At 38.8% G+C, this 24,971-nt stretch carries 20 protein-coding genes and 4 pseudogenes; 4 read left to right on the plus strand and 20 right to left on the minus strand.

The genetic code is table 11. The annotated features are described in order from the left end of the window. The 3 genes and pseudogenes from I2F62_RS11625 to I2F62_RS11635 form a co-directional block, all read right to left on the minus strand. Positions 1-120 (minus strand): annotated as a pseudogene (locus tag I2F62_RS11625) (IS5/IS1182 family transposase); the annotation flags it as partial. A gap of 230 nt (positions 121-350) precedes the next feature. After that, a complete protein-coding gene (locus I2F62_RS11630) occupies positions 351-1,454 on the minus strand; it encodes an ABC transporter substrate-binding protein (protein WP_324627169.1) in 1,104 nt (367 codons plus the stop codon). A 73-nt stretch (positions 1,455-1,527) separates the two neighbouring features. Next, the gene (locus I2F62_RS11635) at positions 1,528-2,487 is read right to left on the minus strand and encodes a TauD/TfdA family dioxygenase (protein ID WP_324627170.1); all 960 of its coding nucleotides are present in this window, start codon (positions 2,485-2,487) and stop codon (positions 1,528-1,530) included. A 222-nt stretch (positions 2,488-2,709) separates the two neighbouring features. Between I2F62_RS11635 and I2F62_RS11640 the strand changes: the two genes are divergently transcribed. The 3 genes from I2F62_RS11640 to I2F62_RS11650 all read left to right on the plus strand — a co-directional run bounded on the left by I2F62_RS11640 (position 2,710) and on the right by I2F62_RS11650 (position 8,014). Beyond that, the gene (locus I2F62_RS11640; RefSeq protein WP_324627171.1) at positions 2,710-3,531 is read left to right on the plus strand and encodes a Crp/Fnr family transcriptional regulator; all 822 of its coding nucleotides are present in this window, start codon (positions 2,710-2,712) and stop codon (positions 3,529-3,531) included. 117 nt (positions 3,532-3,648) lie between these two features. Next, positions 3,649-5,313 (plus strand): arylsulfatase, encoded by a 1,665-nt coding sequence (locus I2F62_RS11645; RefSeq protein WP_324627172.1) that lies wholly within the window; start codon positions 3,649-3,651, stop codon positions 5,311-5,313. 211 nt (positions 5,314-5,524) lie between these two features. Next, positions 5,525-8,014 (plus strand): TonB-dependent receptor, encoded by a 2,490-nt coding sequence (locus tag I2F62_RS11650; RefSeq protein WP_324627173.1) that lies wholly within the window; start codon positions 5,525-5,527, stop codon positions 8,012-8,014. A 68-nt stretch (positions 8,015-8,082) separates the two neighbouring features. On the opposite strand, the gene mgrA is transcribed toward I2F62_RS11650, so the two are convergent. The 16 genes and pseudogenes from mgrA to tauA all read right to left on the minus strand — a co-directional run bounded on the left by mgrA (position 8,083) and on the right by tauA (position 24,152). After that, a complete protein-coding gene (gene mgrA / locus I2F62_RS11655) occupies positions 8,083-9,081 on the minus strand; it encodes an L-glyceraldehyde 3-phosphate reductase (protein ID WP_324627174.1) in 999 nt (332 codons plus the stop codon). 11 nt (positions 9,082-9,092) lie between these two features. After that, positions 9,093-10,421 (minus strand): LLM class flavin-dependent oxidoreductase, encoded by a 1,329-nt coding sequence (locus I2F62_RS11660; protein ID WP_324627175.1) that lies wholly within the window; start codon positions 10,419-10,421, stop codon positions 9,093-9,095. A 62-nt stretch (positions 10,422-10,483) separates the two neighbouring features. Continuing rightward, entirely contained in the window at positions 10,484-12,679 is a 2,196-nt protein-coding gene (locus tag I2F62_RS11665; protein WP_324627186.1) for a TonB-dependent receptor, read from the minus strand. A gap of 137 nt (positions 12,680-12,816) precedes the next feature. Further along, positions 12,817-13,875: an ABC transporter substrate-binding protein gene (locus I2F62_RS11670; protein WP_324627176.1), complete on the minus strand. Its 1,059-nt coding sequence runs from the start codon at positions 13,873-13,875 to the stop codon at positions 12,817-12,819. 107 nt (positions 13,876-13,982) lie between these two features. Further along, positions 13,983-14,165: pseudogene (locus I2F62_RS11675) on the minus strand (TauD/TfdA dioxygenase family protein); the annotation flags it as partial. Positions 14,166-14,322: 157 nt separating this feature from the next. Beyond that, complete coding sequence (locus I2F62_RS11680; RefSeq protein WP_324627177.1) at positions 14,323-15,120, minus strand: Crp/Fnr family transcriptional regulator; 798 nt, start codon at positions 15,118-15,120, stop codon at positions 14,323-14,325. A gap of 152 nt (positions 15,121-15,272) precedes the next feature. Next, complete coding sequence (locus I2F62_RS11685) at positions 15,273-15,680, minus strand: biopolymer transporter ExbD (RefSeq protein ID WP_324627178.1); 408 nt, start codon at positions 15,678-15,680, stop codon at positions 15,273-15,275. Further along, on the minus strand, positions 15,680-16,414 hold the full coding sequence (locus I2F62_RS11690) for a MotA/TolQ/ExbB proton channel family protein (protein ID WP_324627179.1): 735 nt from the start codon (positions 16,412-16,414) through the stop codon (positions 15,680-15,682). The genes I2F62_RS11685 and I2F62_RS11690 overlap by 1 nt, the downstream gene beginning before the upstream one ends. A gap of 36 nt (positions 16,415-16,450) precedes the next feature. Further along, positions 16,451-17,299 carry an energy transducer TonB gene (locus I2F62_RS11695; RefSeq protein ID WP_324627180.1) on the minus strand — a complete coding sequence of 283 codons (849 nt, stop codon included), beginning with the start codon at positions 17,297-17,299 and terminating at the stop codon, positions 16,451-16,453. Between the two features lie 12 nt (positions 17,300-17,311). After that, positions 17,312-18,127 carry an ABC transporter ATP-binding protein gene (locus tag I2F62_RS11700; RefSeq protein ID WP_324627181.1) on the minus strand — a complete coding sequence of 272 codons (816 nt, stop codon included), beginning with the start codon at positions 18,125-18,127 and terminating at the stop codon, positions 17,312-17,314. Positions 18,128-18,136: 9 nt separating this feature from the next. Then, positions 18,137-19,762 (minus strand): ABC transporter permease, encoded by a 1,626-nt coding sequence (locus I2F62_RS11705; RefSeq protein WP_324627182.1) that lies wholly within the window; start codon positions 19,760-19,762, stop codon positions 18,137-18,139. A gap of 460 nt (positions 19,763-20,222) precedes the next feature. Next, a pseudogene (locus I2F62_RS11710) lies at positions 20,223-20,557 on the minus strand (IS3 family transposase); the annotation flags it as partial. A 68-nt stretch (positions 20,558-20,625) separates the two neighbouring features. After that, the gene (gene tauD, locus I2F62_RS11715) at positions 20,626-21,468 is read right to left on the minus strand and encodes a taurine dioxygenase (RefSeq protein WP_324627183.1); all 843 of its coding nucleotides are present in this window, start codon (positions 21,466-21,468) and stop codon (positions 20,626-20,628) included. Positions 21,469-21,479: 11 nt separating this feature from the next. Continuing rightward, entirely contained in the window at positions 21,480-22,346 is an 867-nt protein-coding gene (gene tauC / locus I2F62_RS11720) for a taurine ABC transporter permease TauC (protein WP_324627184.1), read from the minus strand. After that, the gene (locus I2F62_RS11725; RefSeq protein ID WP_324627187.1) at positions 22,343-23,125 is read right to left on the minus strand and encodes a taurine ABC transporter ATP-binding protein; all 783 of its coding nucleotides are present in this window, start codon (positions 23,123-23,125) and stop codon (positions 22,343-22,345) included. Before I2F62_RS11725 ends, tauC begins: the two co-directional genes overlap by 4 nt. A gap of 7 nt (positions 23,126-23,132) precedes the next feature. Continuing rightward, on the minus strand, positions 23,133-24,152 hold the full coding sequence (gene tauA / locus I2F62_RS11730; protein WP_324627185.1) for a taurine ABC transporter substrate-binding protein: 1,020 nt from the start codon (positions 24,150-24,152) through the stop codon (positions 23,133-23,135). 192 nt (positions 24,153-24,344) lie between these two features. Between tauA and I2F62_RS13225 the strand changes: the two are divergent. Next, positions 24,345-24,431, plus strand: a pseudogene (locus I2F62_RS13225) (IS5 family transposase); the annotation flags it as partial. 395 nt (positions 24,432-24,826) lie between these two features. On the opposite strand, the gene I2F62_RS11735 reads toward I2F62_RS13225, so the two are convergent. Continuing rightward, on the minus strand, positions 24,827-24,971 hold a 145-nt coding region (locus tag I2F62_RS11735; protein ID WP_324625736.1), incomplete at its 5' end, for an integrase core domain-containing protein.

Consider the following 24,971-nt stretch of genomic DNA (forward strand, 5'->3'; position numbering starts at 1 on the left):
AATTCTATAAAGAATGGCTTCAATAAAATTACGTAAATTTGAGTTGTGGTGAATCGATAAATTACGGAGAATAGGTTTCAACTTTTGCCAGTGTTGATCTGTCAGCATGGTACGAGGCATAGCGAATAGTAAAATTGGGTTTGGCGATTTGATTTTACTACTTCGCTATTTTTTATACTAAAAGTGTCAACACTCTCTAAAATTATATGGAAGTCATTAGGCGAAAATTTATGCATATTTATTTATGGCTAAATCACCACCTAAAAATGTCCCCTCCCCTAACTCACTATAGAAAATACAAAATCATTCGTTATAGCTTTATAATGGCATTGATCCATATTCTAATTTTCTTATTTCGACTCTTCTTCCCAATAATTAATATAATTCAAATATTCAAGTCCTTTGTCGACAAACTCCGAATTTTGCCATTGCTTTACATCAACATTGCGTTTTATTAGCTTGGCATTCAATGCAGTTTGTACACCTTGTTGTAGATGTTCAAGATAATATTCATCCAAAAGTGGTGAGTACACTGTTTTTAAGGCTTTGTTTTGTAGGCTAAATGCATAGAGTTCTATCGGTAATCCTGCATTTTTAGTAACGAGTTGTATCGCATCGTTCCGATTCTCGGGCTGTGAAACCCAATATGCTGATTGTAAAACCGTATTGACCAATGCTTGGGTGAGTTCTGGATGTTGTTGAATAAATTCACTACGCCCTACCAAACCTGACTGAATTGTTCCTGCTCCATCCTGTCGCTGTCCAGTACTCTGTGGAACCTCTACAATTTTCTGTTGTTTAAGTGCCAGAATTGACATCAATCCCCAGCTTGCATCAATTTGCTTCGCTGCAAGTGCTGCATTGGCCGCAGCAGGATCCAAATTAATAATGCGGAAATCTTTTTCAGTAAAGCCATATCGCTCAATATATTGATCAAATGACAATTGCATGGCGGTTCCTTGAAAAATCGCAATGCGTTTGCCTCTTAATTTTTCGAGACTAGTATATCCTTTATTTGGTAAAACACCTAAATAGGCATCTATATGCCTTCCAGTTGCCATAAGCAAAGTGGTATCGATTTGATTCGATTTACCAATAATAGCGGCTAAGTCACCCAAAAAAGCAAAATCTAATTGCTTATTGGCCAAAGCTTCATTAATTACAGGCCCTGCACCTTTGAAAAACTGCCATTCAATCTGAATATTCTTACTCGAAAATTCTTTTTCAAGTAGCTGATTTAAATATATATAATCAACTAATGGTGCACCGCTACTGTGTCTTTCACTACTGCTTAAATCAGGTACAGCAATTCTAATTTTTACAATCTTTTCATTCTGATTTGTTGTGTTTAATGGTGCTGGTGAAGAGGGTTTGAAAATAAACAATAGTAAAGCGACTAGAATAAGTGTAGGAATAATCCAGATCAATCGGTTACGTTTTGATAGTGTAGCCATATCGTTTTTCTCAAAAACATATACAACGTCACTACTTAAAGACAGTGACGTTTTATATGTTTAAAATGGTTATTTAGTTAGCATTTAACACAGCGTGAAGTTTAGCTTTTTCGAGTTGCTCTGCTGATAAATCTTTAGGTATTATGGTTTTACCTTTTAGGCCATGTACGCCAGTGGTTACTTCACCTGCGAGTGTAATTCGGCGTACAACACGATGCTGATCGCCATAATCGTTAACCGCGTAGTGCTGGGTAGAGCGATTATCCCAAATCACTACATCTCCTTCCTGCCATTGCCAACGTACTGTATTTTCTGGTCGCGTTACTTTTTCTTGTAAAATATTAAATAAAAGCTGTGAATCACTTTGACTAAATCCTACAAGCCGTTTGAAAAAATGTCCGAGTAATAGACTTTTCTTGCCAGTTTCTGGATGGACGACAACCACTGGATGCTCTGTCTCGTACTTGGTAGATACAAAAATTTTCTTCAGTCTTTCGAGTTGTTCTGGTTCGACATTTTGTTTTGGTCCACCATAATCATAATCATAATCATTTGAATGTACAGCTACCAACTGATCAGTAAATTGCTTTAAAAGTTCAGGAAGATCTTCATAAGCCGTTTCAGTATTTGCCCAAGTGGTATCACCACCTGTTTCAGGAATGATAAGACCTCTTAAAATACTAATTTTAGGATAGGCATCAACAAAAGTGACATCAGTATGCCAAGAATTGGCGCGTACGCCTTTTTGTGAGTTCAGTTCAAAAATAAAATCTGTACCATAAACTGCAGGTACTGTTGGATGTTTAACGGGAGAACCAAACAATTCTGCAAATTTCTCTTGTTCTGTGTCCCCCAAATGTTGCTGGCCACGAAAGAAGAGTACTTTATGCTCTAGTAGCGCATCGTATATAAACTGAACTGTGGATGAATCAAGCTCAGAGCTCAAGTGAATTCCGTTGATTTCAGCCCCGATACGTCCAGTCAACTTTTTAAGTTGAAGTTGCTGTGTTGGATTCTGAATAAAAGTGGTCATAATTATTGCCTGATATAAAAATATGACTAATTGTTATCAGAAACGGCGGTATATTCTGTTATTTCAGAGACAATCCATCACGTAAAAAATTATTTTGATATTTAAATAATGAATAACACACACTTATAAAAATTAAATATGAAATTATATTTTTTTTGAAATTTGAATAAATTCCAACTCTGCTAGACTGTTTAAACTCTTATTTTATATTTATGATTTTCTATGAAAACATCATCGATTATTGAATTTAAAAACCCCATTTCAAAATATCAACATTATATTGATGATGGATTACACTTAGATTATAAATTTATTAATAATAAATTTATTCATAAAAGTATTCGTATACTAGAAAATTATCAGTTTATTCAATCTTTATCTGATGCAGATAAATCTACGCTTATTCAGCATTTAAAAATAAGAAAGTATTACCATAATCAAACCATATACAACCAAAATGATCCGTGTACTGATATCAATATTTTACTTGAAGGCGCACTTAAACTGGGTTGGAGCACATCTCAAGGCAAATATCATACCGATATTTTTGTGCCCTCAGGTACCTTGATCAATATTGTTCCGATTGTAACGGGTCAACCCCTACTTCACGACCATATTGCACAAGGTAGAACAGTCATTGCCAACCTTCCTGGCCAATTATTTATGGATGTCATCAGAAATAACGCAGATGCTTTGTTTATGGTGTTGAAATTAATCTGTGTAAGAACACAGCTAAATCGTGAACAAAATTTCATTTATTCAACTGAAACATTGCAAACTCGTCTTGCTAAAAAACTAGTTTTTCTAGTGGATTATCATTCTTATCAGGACAAAGATAAAATTTTACTGAATCTTAAATTGAGTCAGGAAAATCTGGCAGAACTTTTGCAGACTTCAAGACAAAGCATTAATAAAGAACTCGCAGCGCTTTCAAACCAAAATATCATTGAGGTTAAATACAATCAAATCTTTATTTTGGACTTTGATAAGCTAAGCGATATTGCCCAGACTCATCAGTTACACAGTGCCACTAAATTCCTTTGATATATCTGCTTTTGTCATAATGATATGATTTTATTAGGAGATAACTGTCGGAATAAAAACAGAATAAAAATTTGTCATATTTACACTAAGCATTTTAGTCGCTTTGTTGGATAAAACATGACAGATGTAAATATCAAAAACCAACCTAATATTTTATTGATTGTGGCGGATGATTTAGGCTTTTCAGATTTAGGGGCTTTTGGCGGAGAAATCCATACCCCTCATTTGAATGAATTGGCATTAAACGGCTTAAGACTGACTAATTTTCACACAGCATCAACCTGCTCCCCTACTCGTGCGATGTTACTTTCAGGCACAGACCATCATTTAGCTGGTTTAGGAACCATGGCGGAGGCTCTGACCCCAGAACTCGAAGGCAAAGAAGGCTACGAAGGTGTGTTAAATAACAAAGTTGCCGCATTACCAGAGTTATTAAAAGATGCGGGATACTACACCGTTATGTCTGGAAAATGGCATTTGGGTCTAAAACCAGAGTATTTTCCAAGTCAAAAAGGATTTGAACGCTCTTTTGCACTATTACCTGGTGCAGCCAATCATTATCTATTTGAAGCTGATATTCCAGAAGAGCAAATTCCACGCTTACTTAAGTCAACAAAAGGACTCTATGCAGAGGATGATGAGTTTTCGGAAGAACTACCCCAAGGGTTTTATTCATCAGATTATTTTACCACTCGCCTTCTAGACTTTTTACAAGATGATGAAGCACGCCAAGGACGTCCTTTTTTTGCATATTTACCTTTCTCTGCACCGCACTGGCCCTTACAGGCACCTCAGGAAGATATCGATCGATATAAAGGACGTTATGCGGATGGCCCCGTTAAATTGCGTGAACAGCGCCTTGAAAAACTCAAGCAACTGCAATTGGTCGATGCGGAAACAACGATTCACCCTGTGCTCGCGAGAACTCCATTCTGGGAAAATCTTACCCAAGAACAACGTGATAAGTCTTCAAGAATTATGGAAGTGTATGCGGCCATGGTAGATCGTATGGATCAAAATGTTGGACGTGTAGTGGAATACCTCAAAGATCGAGGAAAATTGGACAATACCATTGTTATTTTTCTATCAGACAATGGTGCAGAAGGTGCTCAACTTGAAGCTCTACCTGTCTTTGGTGGCCAACTTAATGAAATTATTGAGAAGTATTACGACAACAGTATTGATAATATTGGTCGAGCAAACTCATATGTTTGGTATGGAGAACATTGGGCACAAACAGCCACAGCCCCTGCTCGCTTATATAAAGCGCATACTAGCGAAGGTGGAATTAGAACAGTTTCGTTCATTCACTACACAGGATTTAAACGTCAAAATCAGATCAGTCATGAGTTCCTGACGGTCATGGATTTACTACCCACCCTACTGGATTATTTGAATATTCAGCATCCTGGTCAGGTATATAAAGGTCGTCAATTGGTACCACTGCGTGGTCGCTCTATCTTGCCGTATTTACAAGTACAACAAGACCATATTCACAGTGAAGATCATGTCACAGGCTGGGAGTTATTTGGTCAAAAGGCTCTGCGCAAAGGAGAATGGAAAGCGCTGTTCATCCCTGCGCCAAATGGCCCAAATCGCTGGCAGCTATATAACCTTAAAGATGACAAAGGCGAAACTCAGGATTTGGCAAAACAATATCCAGAAAAGCTCGATGAATTACTCAAAGAATGGGCAACGTATGTCAAAGAAAATGGTGTAATTGAAAATGTGCAACAACGAAGATTATTACAAAATGATCAGCTAGAGCCGTTTGAAGCATAAAAACAACCAACAGATTAGTATTTAGATTGAACTCAGCCAGCACTCATGCTGGCTTTTAAATTTGCCGCCTGAACAATATTTTAAAAGGCCTATATTTAAAAACTTACTATTAAATATAAAGATAAGATCATCAAAATATAAACTTAAGTTTGTACTGACAATGACAGTGTTCAATTACATAAAAATTAAAATCATCACAAAGAAAACACAAATGGAGTCATTAATGTCAGTTCAAAAGCGCATCTTTCTTTTCAAGAGAAAAAGATTAGTTTTAAATAAAATCACGCAAAGTCTGTTTATTTCACTTATAGGGTGTGCAGGATATTCATCTATTGTCTATGCTGAGGATACTTCCGTGACTTCAGGTACAGCAGTAAAGGAAGCAAATACGTCAAATTCACAGTCAAACAGTAAAGCAGATGATGTTATTCAGCTTGCAGATGTCATTGTGACAACACGAAGACGTGAAGAAAAAGCACAAAATGTTCCAACACCCATTAGTATTTTAAGTGCCAAAACACTAGAAACTCAGAAACTCAGTAAACTTGAAGATCTACAACAAGCCCTACCCAGCCTTAATGTTGCTTTCTTAAACCCACGTCAATCGAGTGTGGCTGTTCGGGGTTTGGGTAATAACCCAGCCAGTGATGGTTTGGAAGCGAGTGTTGGCGTCTATCTGGACAACGTTTACTTGGGTCGTCCCGGTATGGCTGTATTTGATTTATTAGACATTGCTCAACTCGAATTATTACGCGGACCACAAGGGACATTATTTGGTAAAAATACCACTGCGGGCTTATTAAACATTAGCTCAAAACAACCTACTTTCGACCCAGACCATTCGGCTGAAATTTCTTTTGGTTCACGCAATTATTTACAGGCGAAAGGAACGTTTTCAGATGCTCTATCTGAAAATGTGGCAGGCCGACTCTCTTTTTATAAAACGACTCAGGATGGTTTTATTCATAATACCTATAATGGTAAAGATTATAACAATACAGATCGCAAAGGTGTCCGCGGTCAAATTCTCTGGAAGCCGCAAGAAATTTTTAATTTACGTTTAATTGCTGACTACAACAAACAAAATGATGATCAAGGTGCCATGGTGTTGTACTACGCTGGGCCAACGTTTAACAGTACTGTATATGGAAATAACTACAATCGTTACTTAGAAAATGCCACACAGTCAGGTGCCAAAAATCTTTATACCAACTGGAAAGATAAACAGATTCATTCAGATGCCCCACAGCACATGTCTGTTGAACAAGGTGGTGGGTCGGCAGAGGCCAATTGGTCGCTAGATAGCGGTAAAAAAATTACGTCGATCAGTGCATACCGCTTTTGGAACTTCACGCCGACCAACAGTGATTTTATTAGTTCAAATGCATTGACTAATGGAGGTGTAGCTGTTCGTGATAAACAATATTCACAAGAGCTGCGTTTAGCATCTGCCGGAAATCAACGTATTGATTGGGTGACAGGGCTATATTATTTTCAGCAGCATTTAGACAATACGACCTTCTCTTTATATGGAGATACGGCAGATGCATTCTATCTTTATAACGTACCGAGCGTGAGAGCCTTAATTGCCAATGGTCAATCAAATATTTTGAATAATCGAGACTCATATTCATATGGAACAACTCAGACAAAAAGCTCAGCATTGTTTGGTCAAAGTACATGGCATACAACACCGAAGCTAGACATCACCACAGGTGCACGAGTCACTTATGAAGATAAATCTGCCAGTATCTACAGAACCACCCCTATTGGGGGTACCCCAGTTTCGGGTTTAAGTGCAGCAGAGCGTAATTTATTAAATGCCCAGCTTGGCGCATACGACTCGGGTGAACTGAAGCAACATGGTTTAAGTTACTCTGGCTTACTGACTGGCAGCTATCGGTTAAATCCAAGCACACTGGCCTATGCAACGTATTCACACGGCGAAAAATCAGGGGGCTTTAACCTAAGCATTGGTTCTGCACCAGCAGCGGGTGCTAACTCGTTAAAAGTTGATCCTGAAAAAGCGGATAACTATGAAATTGGACTAAAACAGAATTTTCTTAATAATACCTTACAGTTAAATAGCAATATATTCTGGATAGATGTTTCTGACTATCAAACCACAAGCTATGAGCAAGTCGGCAACTCTGTCGTGAGTGTCTTAGCAAATGCAGGTAAAGTTCGCAGCCGAGGAATTGAACTCGATGTAACCTATCAACCTATTCGTCGCCTTACACTTAATTTTAATGGTTCTCTTAACGATACCACCTATACAGAATACAAAAATGCCCCAGCTCCATCCAATATCGGCATTCCAACTGGCGTAAATACACAAGATCTGTCTGGAGAACGTGTATATGGCGTACCGAAGTGGATTGCAAATTTCAATTTCCGTTATGACTTAGCTGAGCATAATAACTGGCAACCCTATGTTTCAGGAAGTTATGCTTGGCGAGATTGGTCATATGGCTCTTTAGATAATAACCCATACAGTGTCATTAAAGCCTATGGATTAACGAATGCAAGTCTGGGTGCACGACATCGTATTGGTGAAAATGAACTGGATGTTGCGCTATGGGTAAAAAACCTCACCAATGAAACCTATGTAACCAATACATGGAATTCTTCTAATGGTATTGTTCTCGCGAGTTTAGGTCAGCCTCGTACCATTGGTGCAACCGTGAAACTTAGCTTTTAACACATAAAATGCATAATCATTGCAGCATTGGCTCCTTGAAAGCCATGCTGCAAATTTTGTATAGAGAGTTATGGCGTATTTAGAATAGCATCAATCTGAGTCAGCTCATCTGCACTAAACACTGTATTTTGCAATGCTTTTAAGTTTTCGATGATCTGCTCTGGTTGGCTCGCACCAATGATTGTCGATGTAATCCGTTCATCACGTAAAACCCATGACAATGACAATTGAGCCAATGTTTGGTTTCGATGCTTTGCTATTTCCTTTAATTGCTGTATTTGCTGTAGCTTCAATGAAACTAGGTGCTCTGACTGTAAATAACGACTCCCACGCCCAATACGAGAGTCTTCAGGTACACCATTCAGATATCGTCCAGCCAATAAACCTTGAGCCAGTGGTGAGAACGTAATTACACCAAAACCCTCTTGTTGAGCAGTCTCAGTTAAACCCTGCTCAATCTGACGTTCAAAAAAATTGTAAATGGGTTGATGCAAAGTAAGTGGAACATGATAGGCCTTAAGCAATTCTATTAACTCTAAAGTTAACTCTGGTGTATATCCAGAAGAAATCCCCACATAGAGAGCTTTACCTTGCTGCACAATATCGGCAAGTGTCTTGGCTGTTTCTTCAAGCGGTGTTTCTGAGTCATAACGATGTGAATAAAAAATATCGACATAATCAAGCCCAAGTCGCTGTAAGCTCTGATCAAGACTGCTAATCAGGTATTTTCGGCTGCTACCACCTTGTCCATAAGGGCCCGGCCACATGTCCCAACCTGCCTTTGTCGAAATAATCAGTTCATCTCGATATGGTTTGAAGTCAGTTTTTAAAAAGTGACCAATATTTTTCTCTGCACTTCCATAGGGTGTACCATAATTATTGGCCAGATCGAAATGATTAATTCCATGATCAAATGCCGTGTAAAGTACCGATTTTTGTTGCTGAATTGGGGTATCATCTCCAAAGTTATGCCAGCAACCGAGTGACAGTGGCGGTAATACCAAACCACTATTTTTAATTTTACGATATTGGAATGATTGATATCTTTCTGAATTTGCGAGATACATACTTTGTCCTTTTATTCGGCAGCAGCCAAGAGGCCGAGGTTTTGTCTTAATGTTTGACCTTCGTATTGTTTGCGGAATAAATTGCGCTGTTGAAGGATGGGAATAACCAGATCGACAAAGTCTCTAATTCCGTTTGATATGACAGCAGGCATAATGTTAAATCCATCTGCTGCACCACTAACGAACCACTCCTCAAGTTGATCGGCGATATATTCTGGCGTTCCAACCAAACAAAAATGCCCCCGTCCTGATGCAATACGTTGATAGAGCTGTTTAATGGTTAGACCTTGCTCTTGCCCGAGTGCCTGAATCAATTGCTGACGACTTTGCTGCCCCGTTTGCGTCTCAGATAAATCTAAGGAAGCTAAAGGCTGATTCACATCAACATCACTTAAGTCAAAATTGCCCAGCATTCTTCCTAAAAGCCCAAGGCCAATATCATCATCAACGAGCTCATCTAGAAGCTGTTGCTGTTTCTTAGCCTCTTCATTCGTATGAGCAACAAGCACATATACACCTGGCATGACCACCAACTCATGTTCTTGGCGATCAAAGTCTTCAAGACGTTGCTTTACATCGCTATAAAATTGCTGTGCAGCAGCCAAGTTAGATTGCGCAGTAAAAATAACATCTGCCGTTCGAGCCGCCAGATTTTTACCTCGTTCTGAGCTACCTGCCTGAACCACCACAGGGTGAGACTGTGGGCTTGGGCTAATATTGAGTGGACCTTTTACCTGAAAAATATCACCGTAATGGTTAAGCGTGTGTACCTTATCTGGATTAAAGAAAATACCTGTGGCTTTATCATGAATAGCTGCATCATCATCCCAACTATTCCAAAGTCCTTTTACCACATCGTGAAATTCTTCAGCACGTGAATAGCGCTCTTGATGTTTGACATGTTCCTTTGTATTGAAATTTTTCGCTTCAAGTGCAAAATCGGTAGTGACGAGGTTCCAGCCTGCACGTCCAGCAGAAATCTGGTCTAAAGAAGCAAATTTTCTTGCGAGATGATATGGCTCATTATAGGTGGTTGTGGCTGTTCCAATGAGTCCAATATGACGGGTTTGTGTCGCGATTGCTGAAAGTAATGTAAGGGGTTCAATCTCGCTACCACGAATTTTGCCTGATGTCGCAGTTGCTGGATCAACAGCCAAACTATCAGCAAAAAAGATGGCATCAAATTTACCTTCTTCAGCTATTTTTGCTGCACTTAAGTAGCGCTCATAGGGGCTTAGGTTTAGTTGGCTCGCTGGATGTCTCCAACTGGCCAAATGATGGCCATAACCGTCTAAAAATAAATTAAGGTGAAGCTTTCTTGTAAACGAAGGATTACTCATTTTAATCAGTCCAATGGATGGGTGTACACCTCGAAAAAATGAGGTGCACTAGACATATTTTTTTAGAAATTTTTGCGGAATGAAATACCAAAATAGCGTTCATCATCTCTAGGGACTTGACGAGTAATACGGCTACCATTTGTGCTCAGTAAAGTCGCATATGATTTATCTGTTATATTTCGTACATTCAATGCCAATCGCCAGTCAGAAGCAGTGTCAGCTAAAGCAATGCTCGCATTCAAAAGTCCATATGCACCCTGAATGGTGTTTTGGTTTTGGTCGAGACTGAACTGTACTTTACTTTGCCACGCATATTGGGTTGAAAGTTCAATTTGCTTGTTATTTGCCAAAGTAAAATAGCGGTCTAGCTGAGTATTAAATTTCCAATCTGGAGAAAATGGCAGCGGATTACCATTTACATTTGGGCATGACGTATCGGCAGCTGGACATTTGAAGTCATCAATTCTTGCATGTGTATAGGCACCTGAAAAGTTGAGTGCCCAATTTGGACTAATCTTATATACCGAATCAATTTCAGCACCATAGGTAGAGACACTGCCTGCATTAACTAAGCGGGTTATTGGGAAACCATTTGGGTCGAGAGTTCTAAAATTTGCCTGATAGTTATCATAATCCGTGTTAAATATCGCCACATTGACACGCAGACGGTTATTCAGCCATTGAGATTTGAGCCCAAGTTCGTAAGAGTTAGCCGTTTCAGGATCAATGACAGGTGTATCATTTTGCTGCATATTAAAATAAACGTTATATGCAGGACCTTTATAACCTCTCGAATAGGTAAAATAGCCCAATATATTCGGTGTAAAGTCATATTGAGGTCCAATGCGGCCTGAAACTCCGGTTTCACTGGTCGATCCATCACTGCTAAATGAAGAGCGAATGGCATTTCGGACACCTACACTGCTTGGAACAGTTGAAACTCGGCTGTGATCATAAGACAACTCATCTCGAGTAACACGTAAGCCTGCAATCCATCTCAACCGATTGGTAAAATGAAAGGTACCTTCACCAAATGCAGCATAGTTGGTACTGTCTGTGTTATAGATTGCCTTACCAAAATCTACGGCATAGGCATCAGAGCTATTGTTGTACCAAGTTGACTCACGTTGATAAGTCTCATCGTTTTTGTTCTTTGAAAAATACAGACCCGCGACATAATCAAAAAAACCATGATCGAGCGGTTTTATTCTAATCTCTTGAGAAAATTGCTTACTGTTAACATGGCCTAAGTCGGCAATTCCGGCAAAATTTGGGGTCGGAGCAGCAAGCTGATCACTGTCAGCTATCTGTGTGTTTTTCCATTGGCGGAAGGCCGTAATGGATGATAATTGATGATTGGTTAATGTCCAATCTGCGGTGAGTGCTACCCCCTGATTGGTATCATCAGTCGAGGCTTGAGTATTTTCAACCGTACTTCGATTGGTTGGAGATGCCACAACAGGCGATAATGCTGCTGCATAGTTGGCATCGGTATTTTTAACCACAATGCCTGTCGGGGCACTGCCTTTTTTATGCAGATAATCGGCAGTAAAGCCCAGCACTAAACTATCGGTAGGCGTATATTCAAATTTGGTTCTAAAACCATAATTTTTATAGCCATTTACCTCTTGATGGGTTGTAAGGTTATCTACATTGCCATCAAAATTACCTAATAGCGCTGAGACATTGGCAGTTAATTTTTCAGGAATTAATGTACCAGATGCTCCTAGTTTAATTCGTTGTTCACCATCGTTAGTGGCATAGGCATCAATATAACCAGAGGTTTCACTGGTTGGATTTTTGGTCACAATATTGACTACACCTGCCGATGCGTTTTTACCAAAAAGTGTTCCTTGTGGGCCACGTAGGACTTCAATACGATCCACATCTAACAAATCAAGTGTTGCTTGCCCCGGTCGACTATAAACAACGCCATCTATCACAGTTGAAACTGAAGGCTCAACACCTGGTGAAGTAGTAACAGTTCCAATACCACGAACAAATAAAGAAGTATCCTTATTGGAAGCTCCAGCCCGAAAGTTAACACTAGGTACTTGTGTGACCAATGTTTCAAGTGAGTTTCGCTGTTGCTTATCGAGTTCCTTTCCACTAATGACTGAAACGGCAACTGGTACTTTTTGAAGTGATTCTTCACGACGTGTTGCTGTTACTACAACGGTCTCTAACTGAGCCACATCCTCTGAAGAACGTGTGGTATTTGAGACTGTTTCTGCATGAGCTTGTCCCCAAACTGACAAGATGCTCAGCGAAAGTAGACTTAAATTTAAAATTTTTTGTTTAGTTGCTGACGTGAACGGATCACGCGCGATACTTTTCGAATGTATAGACATTATTTACCCCTTAATTAAGTATGAAAAGACGGTGCTTATTTCACTCATTTCAAATATTTGTACTGCTGAGTTGGTTGCCAGTAAGTCTTTAAATTTGATTGTTCAAGTGCATGATTTACGAATGACGGATTAATCCAACTTTTGGCATCAATATTCTTGCGTATCAACCCTTGTTGCCTAGCCAGAGTGATTTTTTGCTGCAATTGTTGGGTGTAATAGCCATCAAATAACGGCGAATATAAAAATTTCAGATTTACACCATTGAGTTCCTGAGCATATATAGATGCCGGATAACCCGATTGGGTAAAAAAGAGTGCGACTTGTGGTACTCGATTTTGCTCATTTGAGAGCCAATTCAGCCCTTTTACAACCTGAGTCACAACTTGTTGTGTTTCATTAGGATGTTGTCGAATAAACGATTGACGACCTAAAAACACACCTTGAGTAGATCCTGCACCATTTAATTGACGACTACTTATGGGCAAGTTAACGATGTGTTTGTCACGTAAGGCAAAAAATCGAGAAGGTCCCCATGACGCATCAATTTTTTTTGCGGCCAAAGCGGCATTGACGGCGTTAAAGTCTAAATTGACCACTCGTACATCGCTGAGCTTTAAACCTTGGCTATTCAATGCACTCACAAATGACAATTCATCTGCGGTCCCTCTTAACAAACCAACGCGTTTTCCTTTTAATTCAGCAAAATTTTTGATGGAAAGATCAGATCTTACCGCTAAATAATTGGTGATGCCGCGCGCTGTTGGAACAAGCAGTTGGGTATCTAATCCATTGGCTTTCCCAATGATCGGAGGTAAATCCCCTAAAAAAGCGAAATCCAGTTGATTATTGGCCAATGCTTCATTAATGGCTGGCCCAGCACCTTTAAAGAAATACCATTCAACTTTGACATTTTTTTTTGCAAGTTCTTGCTCAAGCAATTTCTTGTTGTAAAGCACATCAACGACTCCACCACCCGCGTGTTTTTGACCCGCAGTCAAATCGGGGGAACCAATTCGGATTGTTGTAAGGCTTTCAGCGTAACTGGCATGTCCACAAGCCAATAAGCTCAGCAAGATCAATTTTTTAAAAATTGATTGTTTCATTGTATTTCTCACATTTTTATTGATAAATCAGAGTTGTATTGCTTAGACGCTTAAGAAATAGATAGCTTAATTTTGTTACTCGCTTTACTATCGATATCAACAGGAACCTAGCATGACAACGTAACGCGTCGCATGACACGCAAGGCGTTACCATAATCATTGACCGCTAAACGCTGAGTGGTAAGGTTGTCCCAAATGGCGACATCTCCGTTCTTCCACGCCCAGCGAATCGTGTTTTCTGGTTTGGTAATACGATTTTGAAAAATTTCAAACAGCTTATTGAAAGCTTTAACTCATTTATTGATTTTTTTACTAATAAATCTGTCATATCATCGTTCTCTTCATCGATGATCACAGTTTAAAAACTATACTTTTAAAATTCTGCAACAAAAATGACAGAGCATTTCTGCATTTCTGCAAAATTATTCATAATTTGTCATAATATCTTTAGCTCATTACGGCTTTTAATTTATTAATGTCTTTGACGGAGATATGATTATATTTAGTTTCTAGAATACCCTCCTCCACAAACCATTGAATTTCCTTTCTAATACTTTGTCTCGAAATTTTAAAAAGTTCAGCTAAATTTTCTTGGGAGAGCTTTAATAAAACTTCGATGCCTTGTTGAGTTTGAGTAGAAAAAAATTCGACTAGATAAATGAGCTGTCGCGCAATTTGTACCTTTAAGGGTTGTGTAGACGTGTGATAGATATCATTGTCTAAAAGCCGTGTCCGCTGGCATACCAATTTTAAAACTTGATATAACATGCGTGGATTATGCTGTAGGGTGTACTTAAAAATGTGCTCAGGAATGCTTGCTATAACAGTTGGTTCATGTGCAATATATTCATGCTCTAAAGCAGATTCAGAGATAAGATAAACAACATTCAATAATGCACCTGTAGGAATAAAACGATGAATAAGATATTTCCCATCGTATGAATTCCAACCTAACTTGAGTACACCACTTAAAATAATGATCACTTCACGACAATGCTGATGCCTTGAATAGAGTACTTGTCCTTGGTAAAGATGTTTTATCTTAATTTCATTAAATAACTTCTGTTTTTCTTCAAGCGAACACGCAGCTATAAATTCACAATCTGAAAACATTTTTTCTGCAATTTTTTTATAGTCAGAGGTAATATTAAAACCTTGATAACGATTAAAATGTGTTTGATCTAATAAATCTAAAAAATGATCATAATTATTCTTTTGTATTCTATTATAAACAAGTGCTGTCATTTTATGTCTCATGATCAAATTGAAGTTCTAAAATAGACCATACAACTTAATCACGAAATTCAAATTTAATATAAATTAAGATTAAACAATTATATAAAAATCAAGATCTCAAATTTGGATCTTGATTTTTAATTTTTGCTATCACCCTTATATTAAGAATGAGGGGATGTAATGACTGAGAGTCTATCAACACCTACCCGTTCTATGCTAGCCAATAACTTAGCAACCGTACCATAAGGAACCGTCTCATCTGCATTCAGGTTCAGAGCCAGTTTAGGATTGGCTACCTTACGCGTTTGAATAGCCTGTTCAAAGTGTTCAAGCGTGACTTTATCTTTATCCAAATAAATTTCCCCTTTTGGATTAACACTAATGACTACAGCCTTAGTCTGATCTGTCACCTGCGTTGGTGCAGCCTTGGGTAAGTTTACCTTAACAGTATTGGTCAGTAAGGGTGCCGTGACGATAAACACAATCAACAGAACCAACATCACGTCCACTAAAGGAGTAATGTTAATCTCGCTGACGACATCATCTTGTTCCGATGTTGAAATTGCCATTATGCATATACCTTTTCTTTATTGTTGGTATGGCTTAACTCGCTGGCTGGAGTGCTTGTGTTTGTTATTTTTGCCTTGACTGTCTTAAGCTGGAAACCTGATTTTTGGTTTAGACTGACAAAATCGGTCGCAAAGTCATCGAGTTCGGCACCGATAGTTTTTACTTTACGCACGAAATAGTTATATGCCAGTACCGCTGGAACAGCCACTGCGATCCCGATGCCTGTTGCAACGAGCGCTTCACCAATCGGCCCTGCAACGACATCCATACTGGCATTACCCGAATGTGCAATGGCCTGTAAAGCATGGATAATTCCAAAGACTGTGCCAAATAATCCAATGAAAGGTGCATTATTACCAATTGATGCGAGCAAGGCAGAGCCTTTTTCTAGCTGGCGGCGTTCAGACAAAATTTGTTTGCGTAAATGGCGCTCGAGTAAATCTTGACGACTCCAACTATGTTGTAAATCTTGATGAGTATCATTGTCTGCATCGGTAAGTGTTTTAAAACCAGTATTTGCAATGCGTGCCACTGGTCCTTGTCCTGCTTCCGATTTTTGAATCGCATCTTGCAGGTTTTTGGCACTCCAGAATTCTTTGGCAAACGCTTTACTGTGTCGGTCAGCTTTTTGAGTTTGAACCAGTTTAATGACAATCAAACCCCACGTCACAACTGAAAAAGCAACCAATAGCCAGATAGTCCCATCGTGGATCAGGGAGTTTATATCACTCATGTTAAAATTCCTTATAGATCAATATTAAGTTAAAAATTATTTCGGGAGCTGATAGTGAATAGGAACATCGACCCAACCTTCGACTGGTATTTTCCCTTTTAAGGCGGGTGAGAATTTCCATTGTTTTACGGTTCTCACTGCCGCACTATCGAGTATTTTTTTGCCACTGCTCTGTTTGACTGTCACGCTATCAGGACTGCCATTTGGCAAGACTTTTACCCTCAAGATGACTGATCCTTCCCAGCCTCGATCGAGAGCTTGTTCAGGATATTCAGGCGCTGGATTACTCAAATAACCCGCATAGCCTTTTGCTTCTGTAACAGGCAAGTTGTCATCAGCAGCTTTCGCAGGTGCTTCAGCGGGTTTTGAAACGGGTTGTTGAACAGGAGCCGCCACCACGTTTTTACTTAAGGGTTCTGCTACAGGTCGCGGTTGCTCTACTGCCTTATGCTGTTCAACAGATTTAGGCTGCTCAAGGTGTTTCTGTACGGGTTTCGGTGTCTCTATTTGCTTTTGTACAGGCTCAGGCTTTGGGCTAACAGGCGGTATCTTTGGCCTTTGCACCACTGGAGGGATTTTAGGTTCAATCACCTTAGGTGGTTCAGGCGGTTTGACAATCTCTATAACCACAGGGTCATGTTTTTTAACATCAAGCTGAGGTGTAGGAAGGTGTTTGGCGATATACCAGATTCCCAAATGTGCGACAGCAACGGCGACAATCACGATTACCAAAGCATTCTTTTTTGGCCCTGCCAGATCATTTCTAGCATCTACTTTTACGTTATGACTAAAAGGATCATTAACTCTCGTTGTATAGACGACCTGATTGGATAATTGCTCAAATAAAAATGCTTTTCTAATCGAGCCTTGACTAAATTCACTCATCAATAACTCCTATTAACCAATTTTTTCTTCGGTCAAAATCCGAAAAATCTGTTCTTTTAGTCGATGCAATTCAAAACTTGAACGATTTCGGGGACGCGGCAAGTTGACGGGAATAATCTGTTCAACACGACCAGGTTTAGGTTTTAAAATCACCACACGATCTGCCAGAGTTACGGCCTCTTCCACATCATGCGTAATAAAAACAGTGGTCATTTTTTGTTGAGATTGAATACGCAGCAATTCATTTTGCATTTGATGCCGTGTTAATGCATCTAATGCACCAAACGGTTCGTCTAACAGAAAAATGCGTGGTTGCACAACAAGACTACGTGCAATGGCTACCCGTTGAGACATTCCACCAGATAGCTGATGTGGGTAAGCCTTTTCAAAGCCATTTAAGCCAATCAATTCAATCGCTTTCTGGACTAAAATATCTTTATCACGTGAAGTTAACGCCTCATTTAATAAACCCAGCTCAATGTTTTGCTCAACGGTAAGCCAAGGAAATAAGCGATGTTCTTGAAAAACTACTGCTCGATCGCCACCAATCCCGCTGACATCTGCACCATCAATTAAAATTCGACCATCAAAATCTTGGTCTAGTCCTGCCAAAAGACGTAACAGCGTAGATTTACCGCAGCCACTGCTACCTACAATCGCAATAAACTCCCCTTCTTTAATTTCTAGATTAAAGTCGTGAATGACTTTGACAGGTTGTTGATTGACGACAAACGACTTATGAACATGGTGAAATGCCACACGTGTTTGAGCATTAATTTGAAAAGACTGGTGATGCTTTTCAGTATTGGTATTAAGGGTAATTGTCATAGTCTGACCTCAATTTTTTCGCCAAGATGTTGCGTAGTTTTCAGTTATTTTTCCCAGCCATGCCAGAATCGCCCCTAAACCTGCGACCAAAACGGTTGCTGCTATCACACGATCCATTTCAAAGTTTTGCTGTGCTGCCATCATGTAGCTACCTATACCAACCCCAGAGCCCATCAAGTATTCAGCGCCAAAAGATGCCATCCATGAATAGAGTAATGCCAATCGAAACCCAGCAAACATTGAAGGTGCAATGCTCGGTAAAATCAAAAGCGTTAAGCGTTGAAGCAATGTCATTCTTAAAGTGCTCGATACCTCAATAAGCTGCATTGGAATGCTCGACATGCCTTTCCAAGTCGCAATAAACATCGGAAAAAATGTCGCTATTGAAATAAAAACAATTTTTGATAAATCTTCGAGCCCAAACCAAGCTGTCAGTAACGGAATCCAGGCAAAAATAGCAATGAGACGTAATGTGTTGAGTGTAGGTGCCAACAGATTCTCAATAGGTTTAAATAGCCCTACCACAATGCCTACTGATGCCCCAATTAACCCGCCAATAATCAAACCCAAAATTGCACGATAAAGGCTGTAATACATGGCAGTAGTGAGTGAAAAATCTTGAATACCGGACCATAGCGCTTCTAATACTTTCCACGGTGCGGGCAAAACTTGACTTGAAATCAAGTTAAATCCACTGCTCATTGCCCAAAGTACCACTAAACTCAAAGGTAAAACCCATGACTTCAAAACATCAGTTTTGCTTTTTTTGTGAAAAGTATGCGCACTTAAAGCGGCATGTGGCCAGAACACAAATTTACGTTCAATTCGATGCAGGATAAAATCTAAAATAACTCCTACAGAAGCAATCACAAAAATCGTGACAAAAACAATATCAAGCTGAAATAGCTGACGACCTGTCACCATCAAATATCCAATGCCTTCCGATGAAGCCAGTAACTCAACAGCAATTAAGCTCGTCCAGCCTGCTGCAACCGCTAGTCTTAAACCCGTAAAAAAATATGGAAGTGTGGCTGGTAGTACAAGTTTTGTGAGCAAGGTTAGCCAATTAAATTGTAAGATTGCTGCCATTTCTTTGAGTTTAGGTTGAATGTCACGTACCCCTGCCTGAGTATGTAAGGCAATCGGCACCATCGTAGCCTTAAAAATGATGAAAATTTTTAAACTATTTTCGATGCCGAGCCAGATCATGAGCAAAGGTAACCAAGCTAGTGTTGGGATAATCACCAGCGCATAAAATGTTGCAGATAGATATTGTTCTGCAATGCGGCTATAACCCATTAAAATACCTATAAATACACCGCCTAATACACCGAACAACAAGCCAAGACCAAAGCGCTCAAGACTGATCGCGAGTTGTGACCATAAATCTTGAGATGCCATTTCAACGAAAGAATTCCACGTGTCTTTTGGAGTAGGTAAAATTTGAGCAGGCATCCATTGTTCATTTGATGCAATCCACCCAAGTGCATACAAACACAAAGGTACAATGCAAAAGATCGCAACCGAGTTGAAATATTCAATCGAAAATAACCAGTACTTTTTTGCATTCTTCCAGACAAGGTCAGATGAATTCTTTTGTAAAATGATGTCTTTCATATCTCGATACATATCCATGCATTCTGTTGGTATAAAATTACGTAGAATGTTTAACTAAAATATATACAGAATCATGTTTTGCTCATTTGATTTTAGAATGAGGCATTTTCATCATCTGTGGTATTAGGCTCTGAATAAGTGTAAGTAGAGATATTTTTTTTAACTGTCTACATATGTACAAAGATCAGACAATATTTTTATTTATAAATCTGAGATAAAGATAAACAGTTTATTTTTTAGTAATAGCGCTTATTAAAATTTAAATATAAATATTTGAATTTTATATAAAAATTACTACTTCTACTGTAAGTTTTCTAGTGAAAATCCAAATCTATTGGTATTAAAAGTGATTTTTATATCCTATTAGAATTAGGGTTTGTTGAGAATTCACTAGAGTTAATCACACTTGCACAGAGAACAATTATTGCAGAAATGATCCTAGACACTATTTGGCGTGCAAGTGCGTAGTTAAACGCACCTGACGTTTTCTACACGGATAAAAGCCTGAAGTACTGACACCAAATTGTTTGCACAGCAAAGAGACTTTAATCTGTTTTATTGAAAAGTCTTTGATTACCGCGTACTTCTCTTGCCTTGATCGGTAAGGAAGTACACATGCACTTTTTTTAATATGGCGTTTGCTTGAACCATCAGGATTAGCCCTACGAATCCATTTATCTAATGTCAAATATCCGACACCAAGTTTTACAGCAATTGATGTAATGGTTCATGTGAATTAGCAAGTGCATAATCGATTGCTTGCTGTTTAAATTCAGGACTTGAGCAGCACTGCTGCGCAAAATAGCCTTCTATGATATCTCCAAGGTTAACATTACGTTATCTTTAGAGGGAATCTGTGTCCACTATTTTGACTAGGATCACTAACCGGTCAGATAAAAAGGTACATCACCTTGAATAGTCGCCCGATGCATAATTCGATGCTCATCGCCATAATCAAACAGCGCTTTATGTTGCGTACAGCGATTATCCCAAATCGCCACATCACCTTCTTGCCACTTCCAACGTAAATGAAACTCTTCACGTGTGCTATGTAAAAATAAAAACGCCAATAATTTAGAACTTTCGATTGCATCTAATTCATTAATTTTAGTGGTAAAGCCTTCACTTACAAAAAGTGTAGGTAAACCCGTTACGGGGTGAGTACGTACCAAGGGATGCACCACAGGTGGATGTCGCTTAAATGTTTGCTCTAATTTTTCACGCTCTTCTGCAGAATGAGCAAAACGTTCAATTGGAAAAGAATGGCGAATATCATGTGTAGTGGTTAATCCACGCAATTTTTTCTGCAAATCTGGTGTTAACGCAGCAAAAGCAGCTTGACCACTTGCCCATAAGGTATCTCCACCTTGGCTAGGCGTTTTTATGGCTTGTAACACACAGCCTAAAGGTGGTGTTTGACTAAAGGTGACATCGGTATGCCATAGTTCATTATCACGTAAGTCTTGTTTCCAACTATCAAGTACTATAATTTCAGGCACATCTTCCACACTTGGATAAATAGGATGAATATGCAAATCACCAAAACTTTTTGCTAAGCTCATTTGAGCTGTGGCGGATAACTGCTGGTTTCGAAAAAAAATGACATGATGTTGCAATAAGGCTTGGTGTATATGATTCAGTTGCAGTGAATCAAGATGGTTTAAATCTAATCCATCAATAACAGCCCCGATACTCGGTTTAATCGGTTTAATATTTAGATACATGTGTAAAACTCTTATTGCTGTTGAGCATACCAAGGAGAAAGTTGCTGCTGTAACCAACGTAAAAATAATTCAAATGCCACTGCTACAATTGCAATAATAATAATGCCTAAAACGACGGTATCTGTAATCAGAAACTGCGCTGCTGATTGCACCATAAATCCAATCCCACGATCTGCTGCGACTAGCTCTGCAGCGACCAAAGTTGACCAACCCACGCCTAAACCAATCCGTATCCCAATTAAAATATGTGGTAATGCGGTTGGAATAATGACTTTACTGAATACTTGAAACTGCGTTGCTCCTAAAGACAATGCAGCGCGTTCGCGATTCAATTGGTGACTCATCACACCATGTGCACTACTAATAATAATTGGTGCTAGGATTGAACAAAAAATAAGTAAAATTTTGGTAGCTTCACCGATGCCAAACCAAATTACAAACAATGGCAAGTAAGCTAGAGGCGGAATAGGACGCAGCAGCTCTACCAATGGGTCAATTAAAGCCCGAACCGTACGATTGATTCCCATCCAAAGCCCGATAGGGACGCCAATTACAATGGCAGCCAATAACGCAATTAGCACACGCCCCATACTAGCAGCCAAATGTTGCCATAAGGTTGCCTTCATAAATCCTTGCTGGCTGACTTCAATAAATTTGTGCCATACCGCTTGCGGCGTCGGTAAAAAAACTGGAGAAATTAATTGTAAATTCGTTACAAAAAACCAAATTAAAAGGAGAGATACTATGCTAAATACACTGAGAGCAATAGGTGTATTTGTAAAAATTTTCTGTTTAATAGCACCATGTATACTTTTACGTACTTGATGCTTTTCCAAACTTGATGTTTGAAGAATACTTTGTTCATTTGTGTACTTCATGCTGCATACCCTTGTTTACTTTCACGTAAGCGTTCAAATAATTGTTCACGTTGTGCAATAAACTCAGGATCGGATTTAATTGCTCGAATTGATTCCCCTGTACGATAGCGCTCAGCAAATCCCATTTTTTTGTTGTCAACAACTCTTCCTGGTCGTGCTTGCATCAAGATCAACTGTTGACTTAATAGTAGAGCCTCTTCAATGTCGTGGGTAATTAAAAAGAATGCTTTGCCTTGATTAATCCATAAATCAAGAATAAGTTGTTGCATGCTTTCACGAGTAAATGCATCTAACGCAGCAAAGGGTTCATCAAGCAAAATAAATGGTGCGTTGCTCAATAAAGCGCGAGCAATTCCAACGCGTTGCTTCATGCCGCCAGAAAGTTGCCAAATATTTGCTTCAGCAACATGGCTTAAACCCATTATTTTTAAAATTTCAGATACTTCATGCTCAATTTGGCTGCTAGGAACAGCTTTTAGTTCCAATGCAAAAGCTACATTTTGTTCTACATTTAACCAAGGTAAAAGTGCATGCTCTTGAAAAACTACCGCGCGTCTTGCATCTGGACCTTTTAATAGTTCTTCATCAAGCAATACTTGACCTGAGTCAACAGATTGAAATCCCGCTAGAATATTTAATAAGGTGGTTTTACCACAGCCCGACTCCCCTAAAATGACGGTTAAGGAACCTGATTCAATTTGAATATTAATATCATCTAACACGGGTGTATTTTGTTTATCAAACGTTAGCTGTAAACTTTTAGCTTCAAGAATCATTATACTTTCCTTAAGGTTGAAGAAAGGCTGTTGTTACATCGTCGGCATAACTCACTTTAACTTGATCAACTTTGCCTTGTGCCTTTAAGAAAGTAGCCGTGTCAAAAATATTTTTTGCAAATTGACTTGCAAGAACCGTCTGTTGTTCTTTTGCGTTTAAATAAGTATTACCTGCTAATGACACAGCAATATTTTGTGCGTCCGAGCCAGTAAGTTCAGAAATTTTACTTAAATTATCTACATTGGTTACGTAAGCTTTAGGGTCTTGGTTGTATACATCTACTTGTTTTAATGTTGTTTGAACAAATGACTTTAAAAATTCAGGATGTTTTTCAGCAAAATCTTTTCGTACAACCCATAAATCATAGGTTGGAGCACCCCATTCACCCACTTGTTTAGAGTCTGTTAACACGTGTCCCGCATTTTTAAGTTTACCAAGTACAGGCTCCCATACATATGCACCATCAATATCTCCACGTTGCCAAGCAGCAGCAATTTCTGGTGGGCGTAAGTTAATAATTTTAACTTGCTGCTCGGCGATACCCCAGTGCTTCAGTGCAGACAGTAAACTGTAATGTGTTGTAGATACAAAAGGAACCGCAATGGTTTTACCAATTAAATCCTGTGGAGATCGTATTTTATCTCGCACCAGCAAAGCCTCAGACTCCCCTAATTGAGACGTGACTAAAAAGGTTTCTATGGGAAGATTGCGACTAGTAGCTGCTGCGAATGGACTTGAACCAATATTACCGATTACGACATCGCCAGAGGCAAGTGCATTTACAACATCAGTTCCTGAGTCGAACTTTTTCCATTGAATATTTGAGTGGCTATTTTTTTCATAATCACCATTTGCTTGTGCAACTTTTCCAGGATCTACACCTGTTTGGTATGCGATAACGACTGGTTTTTCTGTATTTTTTTGCTGTGAGCCTGTATTGCTAAGTTTATTTTGATAAACAATAAAAATCACTAATGCCACAGCTATTAGGATGACAATCAATAAAGGTTTGGTATTTTTTTTGCGCATAGCAATAGGGCATTAGATTCAAAAGATGCATGCAGTTTAAAGGAGTGTTATTTATGCTTAAAAATAAGAAAAATTGGATTGTATATATTAAATATTCATATTTAGGTTGCTAGCATATCTGCTGAATCTGAGTTAAATGGGATTTAGTGCCCGCAATAAATGTATACCGTTTGATGTGCGCTGAATTAGCAGGAGAGGATTGCGATGCGTAGTGATAAAACGGATAGTAGTTTCTCTGCAATGATTTCTCTCTGTGCAAGTGTAATTAACTCTAGGTAATTCTCAACAGACCCTAACAATCAAAATGAATAAATTCGTACAACCACGGAAATACAAGAAACTATGATGTGGAATAAATAACTTCTACCAAAGATAAACATCCTCGGCATAGCGAATAGTAAAATTGGTTTTGGCGATTTAATTTTACTACTTCGCTATTTTTTGAACAGAAATTTTCAACAGACTCTAACCCAGATCTTATTTTGAATATTGATTGGGATCATTAAAAAAGTCGATTTTTCTTCAAATGCAAAAAAAATTCAATACTGGATTGAAAAGAGCATTCTGCTCCCTCTGCCATAAATATTAATTTTACCAAATGGTAAAATTTGTAAATTATGCGGTAATACCCCCATTATTAATCGAATCTATAAGTAGAATATCCTAAGCCTTTATTATTGTTTAAAATTAGGTGGTCTACCATCAACTGACATATGTGGTCGTTCATGATTATAGAAGTATTGCCATGCTGTTGTATAGTTCTGAACGTCTTCAATATCTCGAAATAACTGCTGATTTAAACACTCATAACGTACTGTT

The sequence above is a fragment of the Acinetobacter sp. MD2(2019) genome, assembly GCF_035615615.1.
Taxonomy (GTDB): domain Bacteria; phylum Pseudomonadota; class Gammaproteobacteria; order Pseudomonadales; family Moraxellaceae; genus Acinetobacter.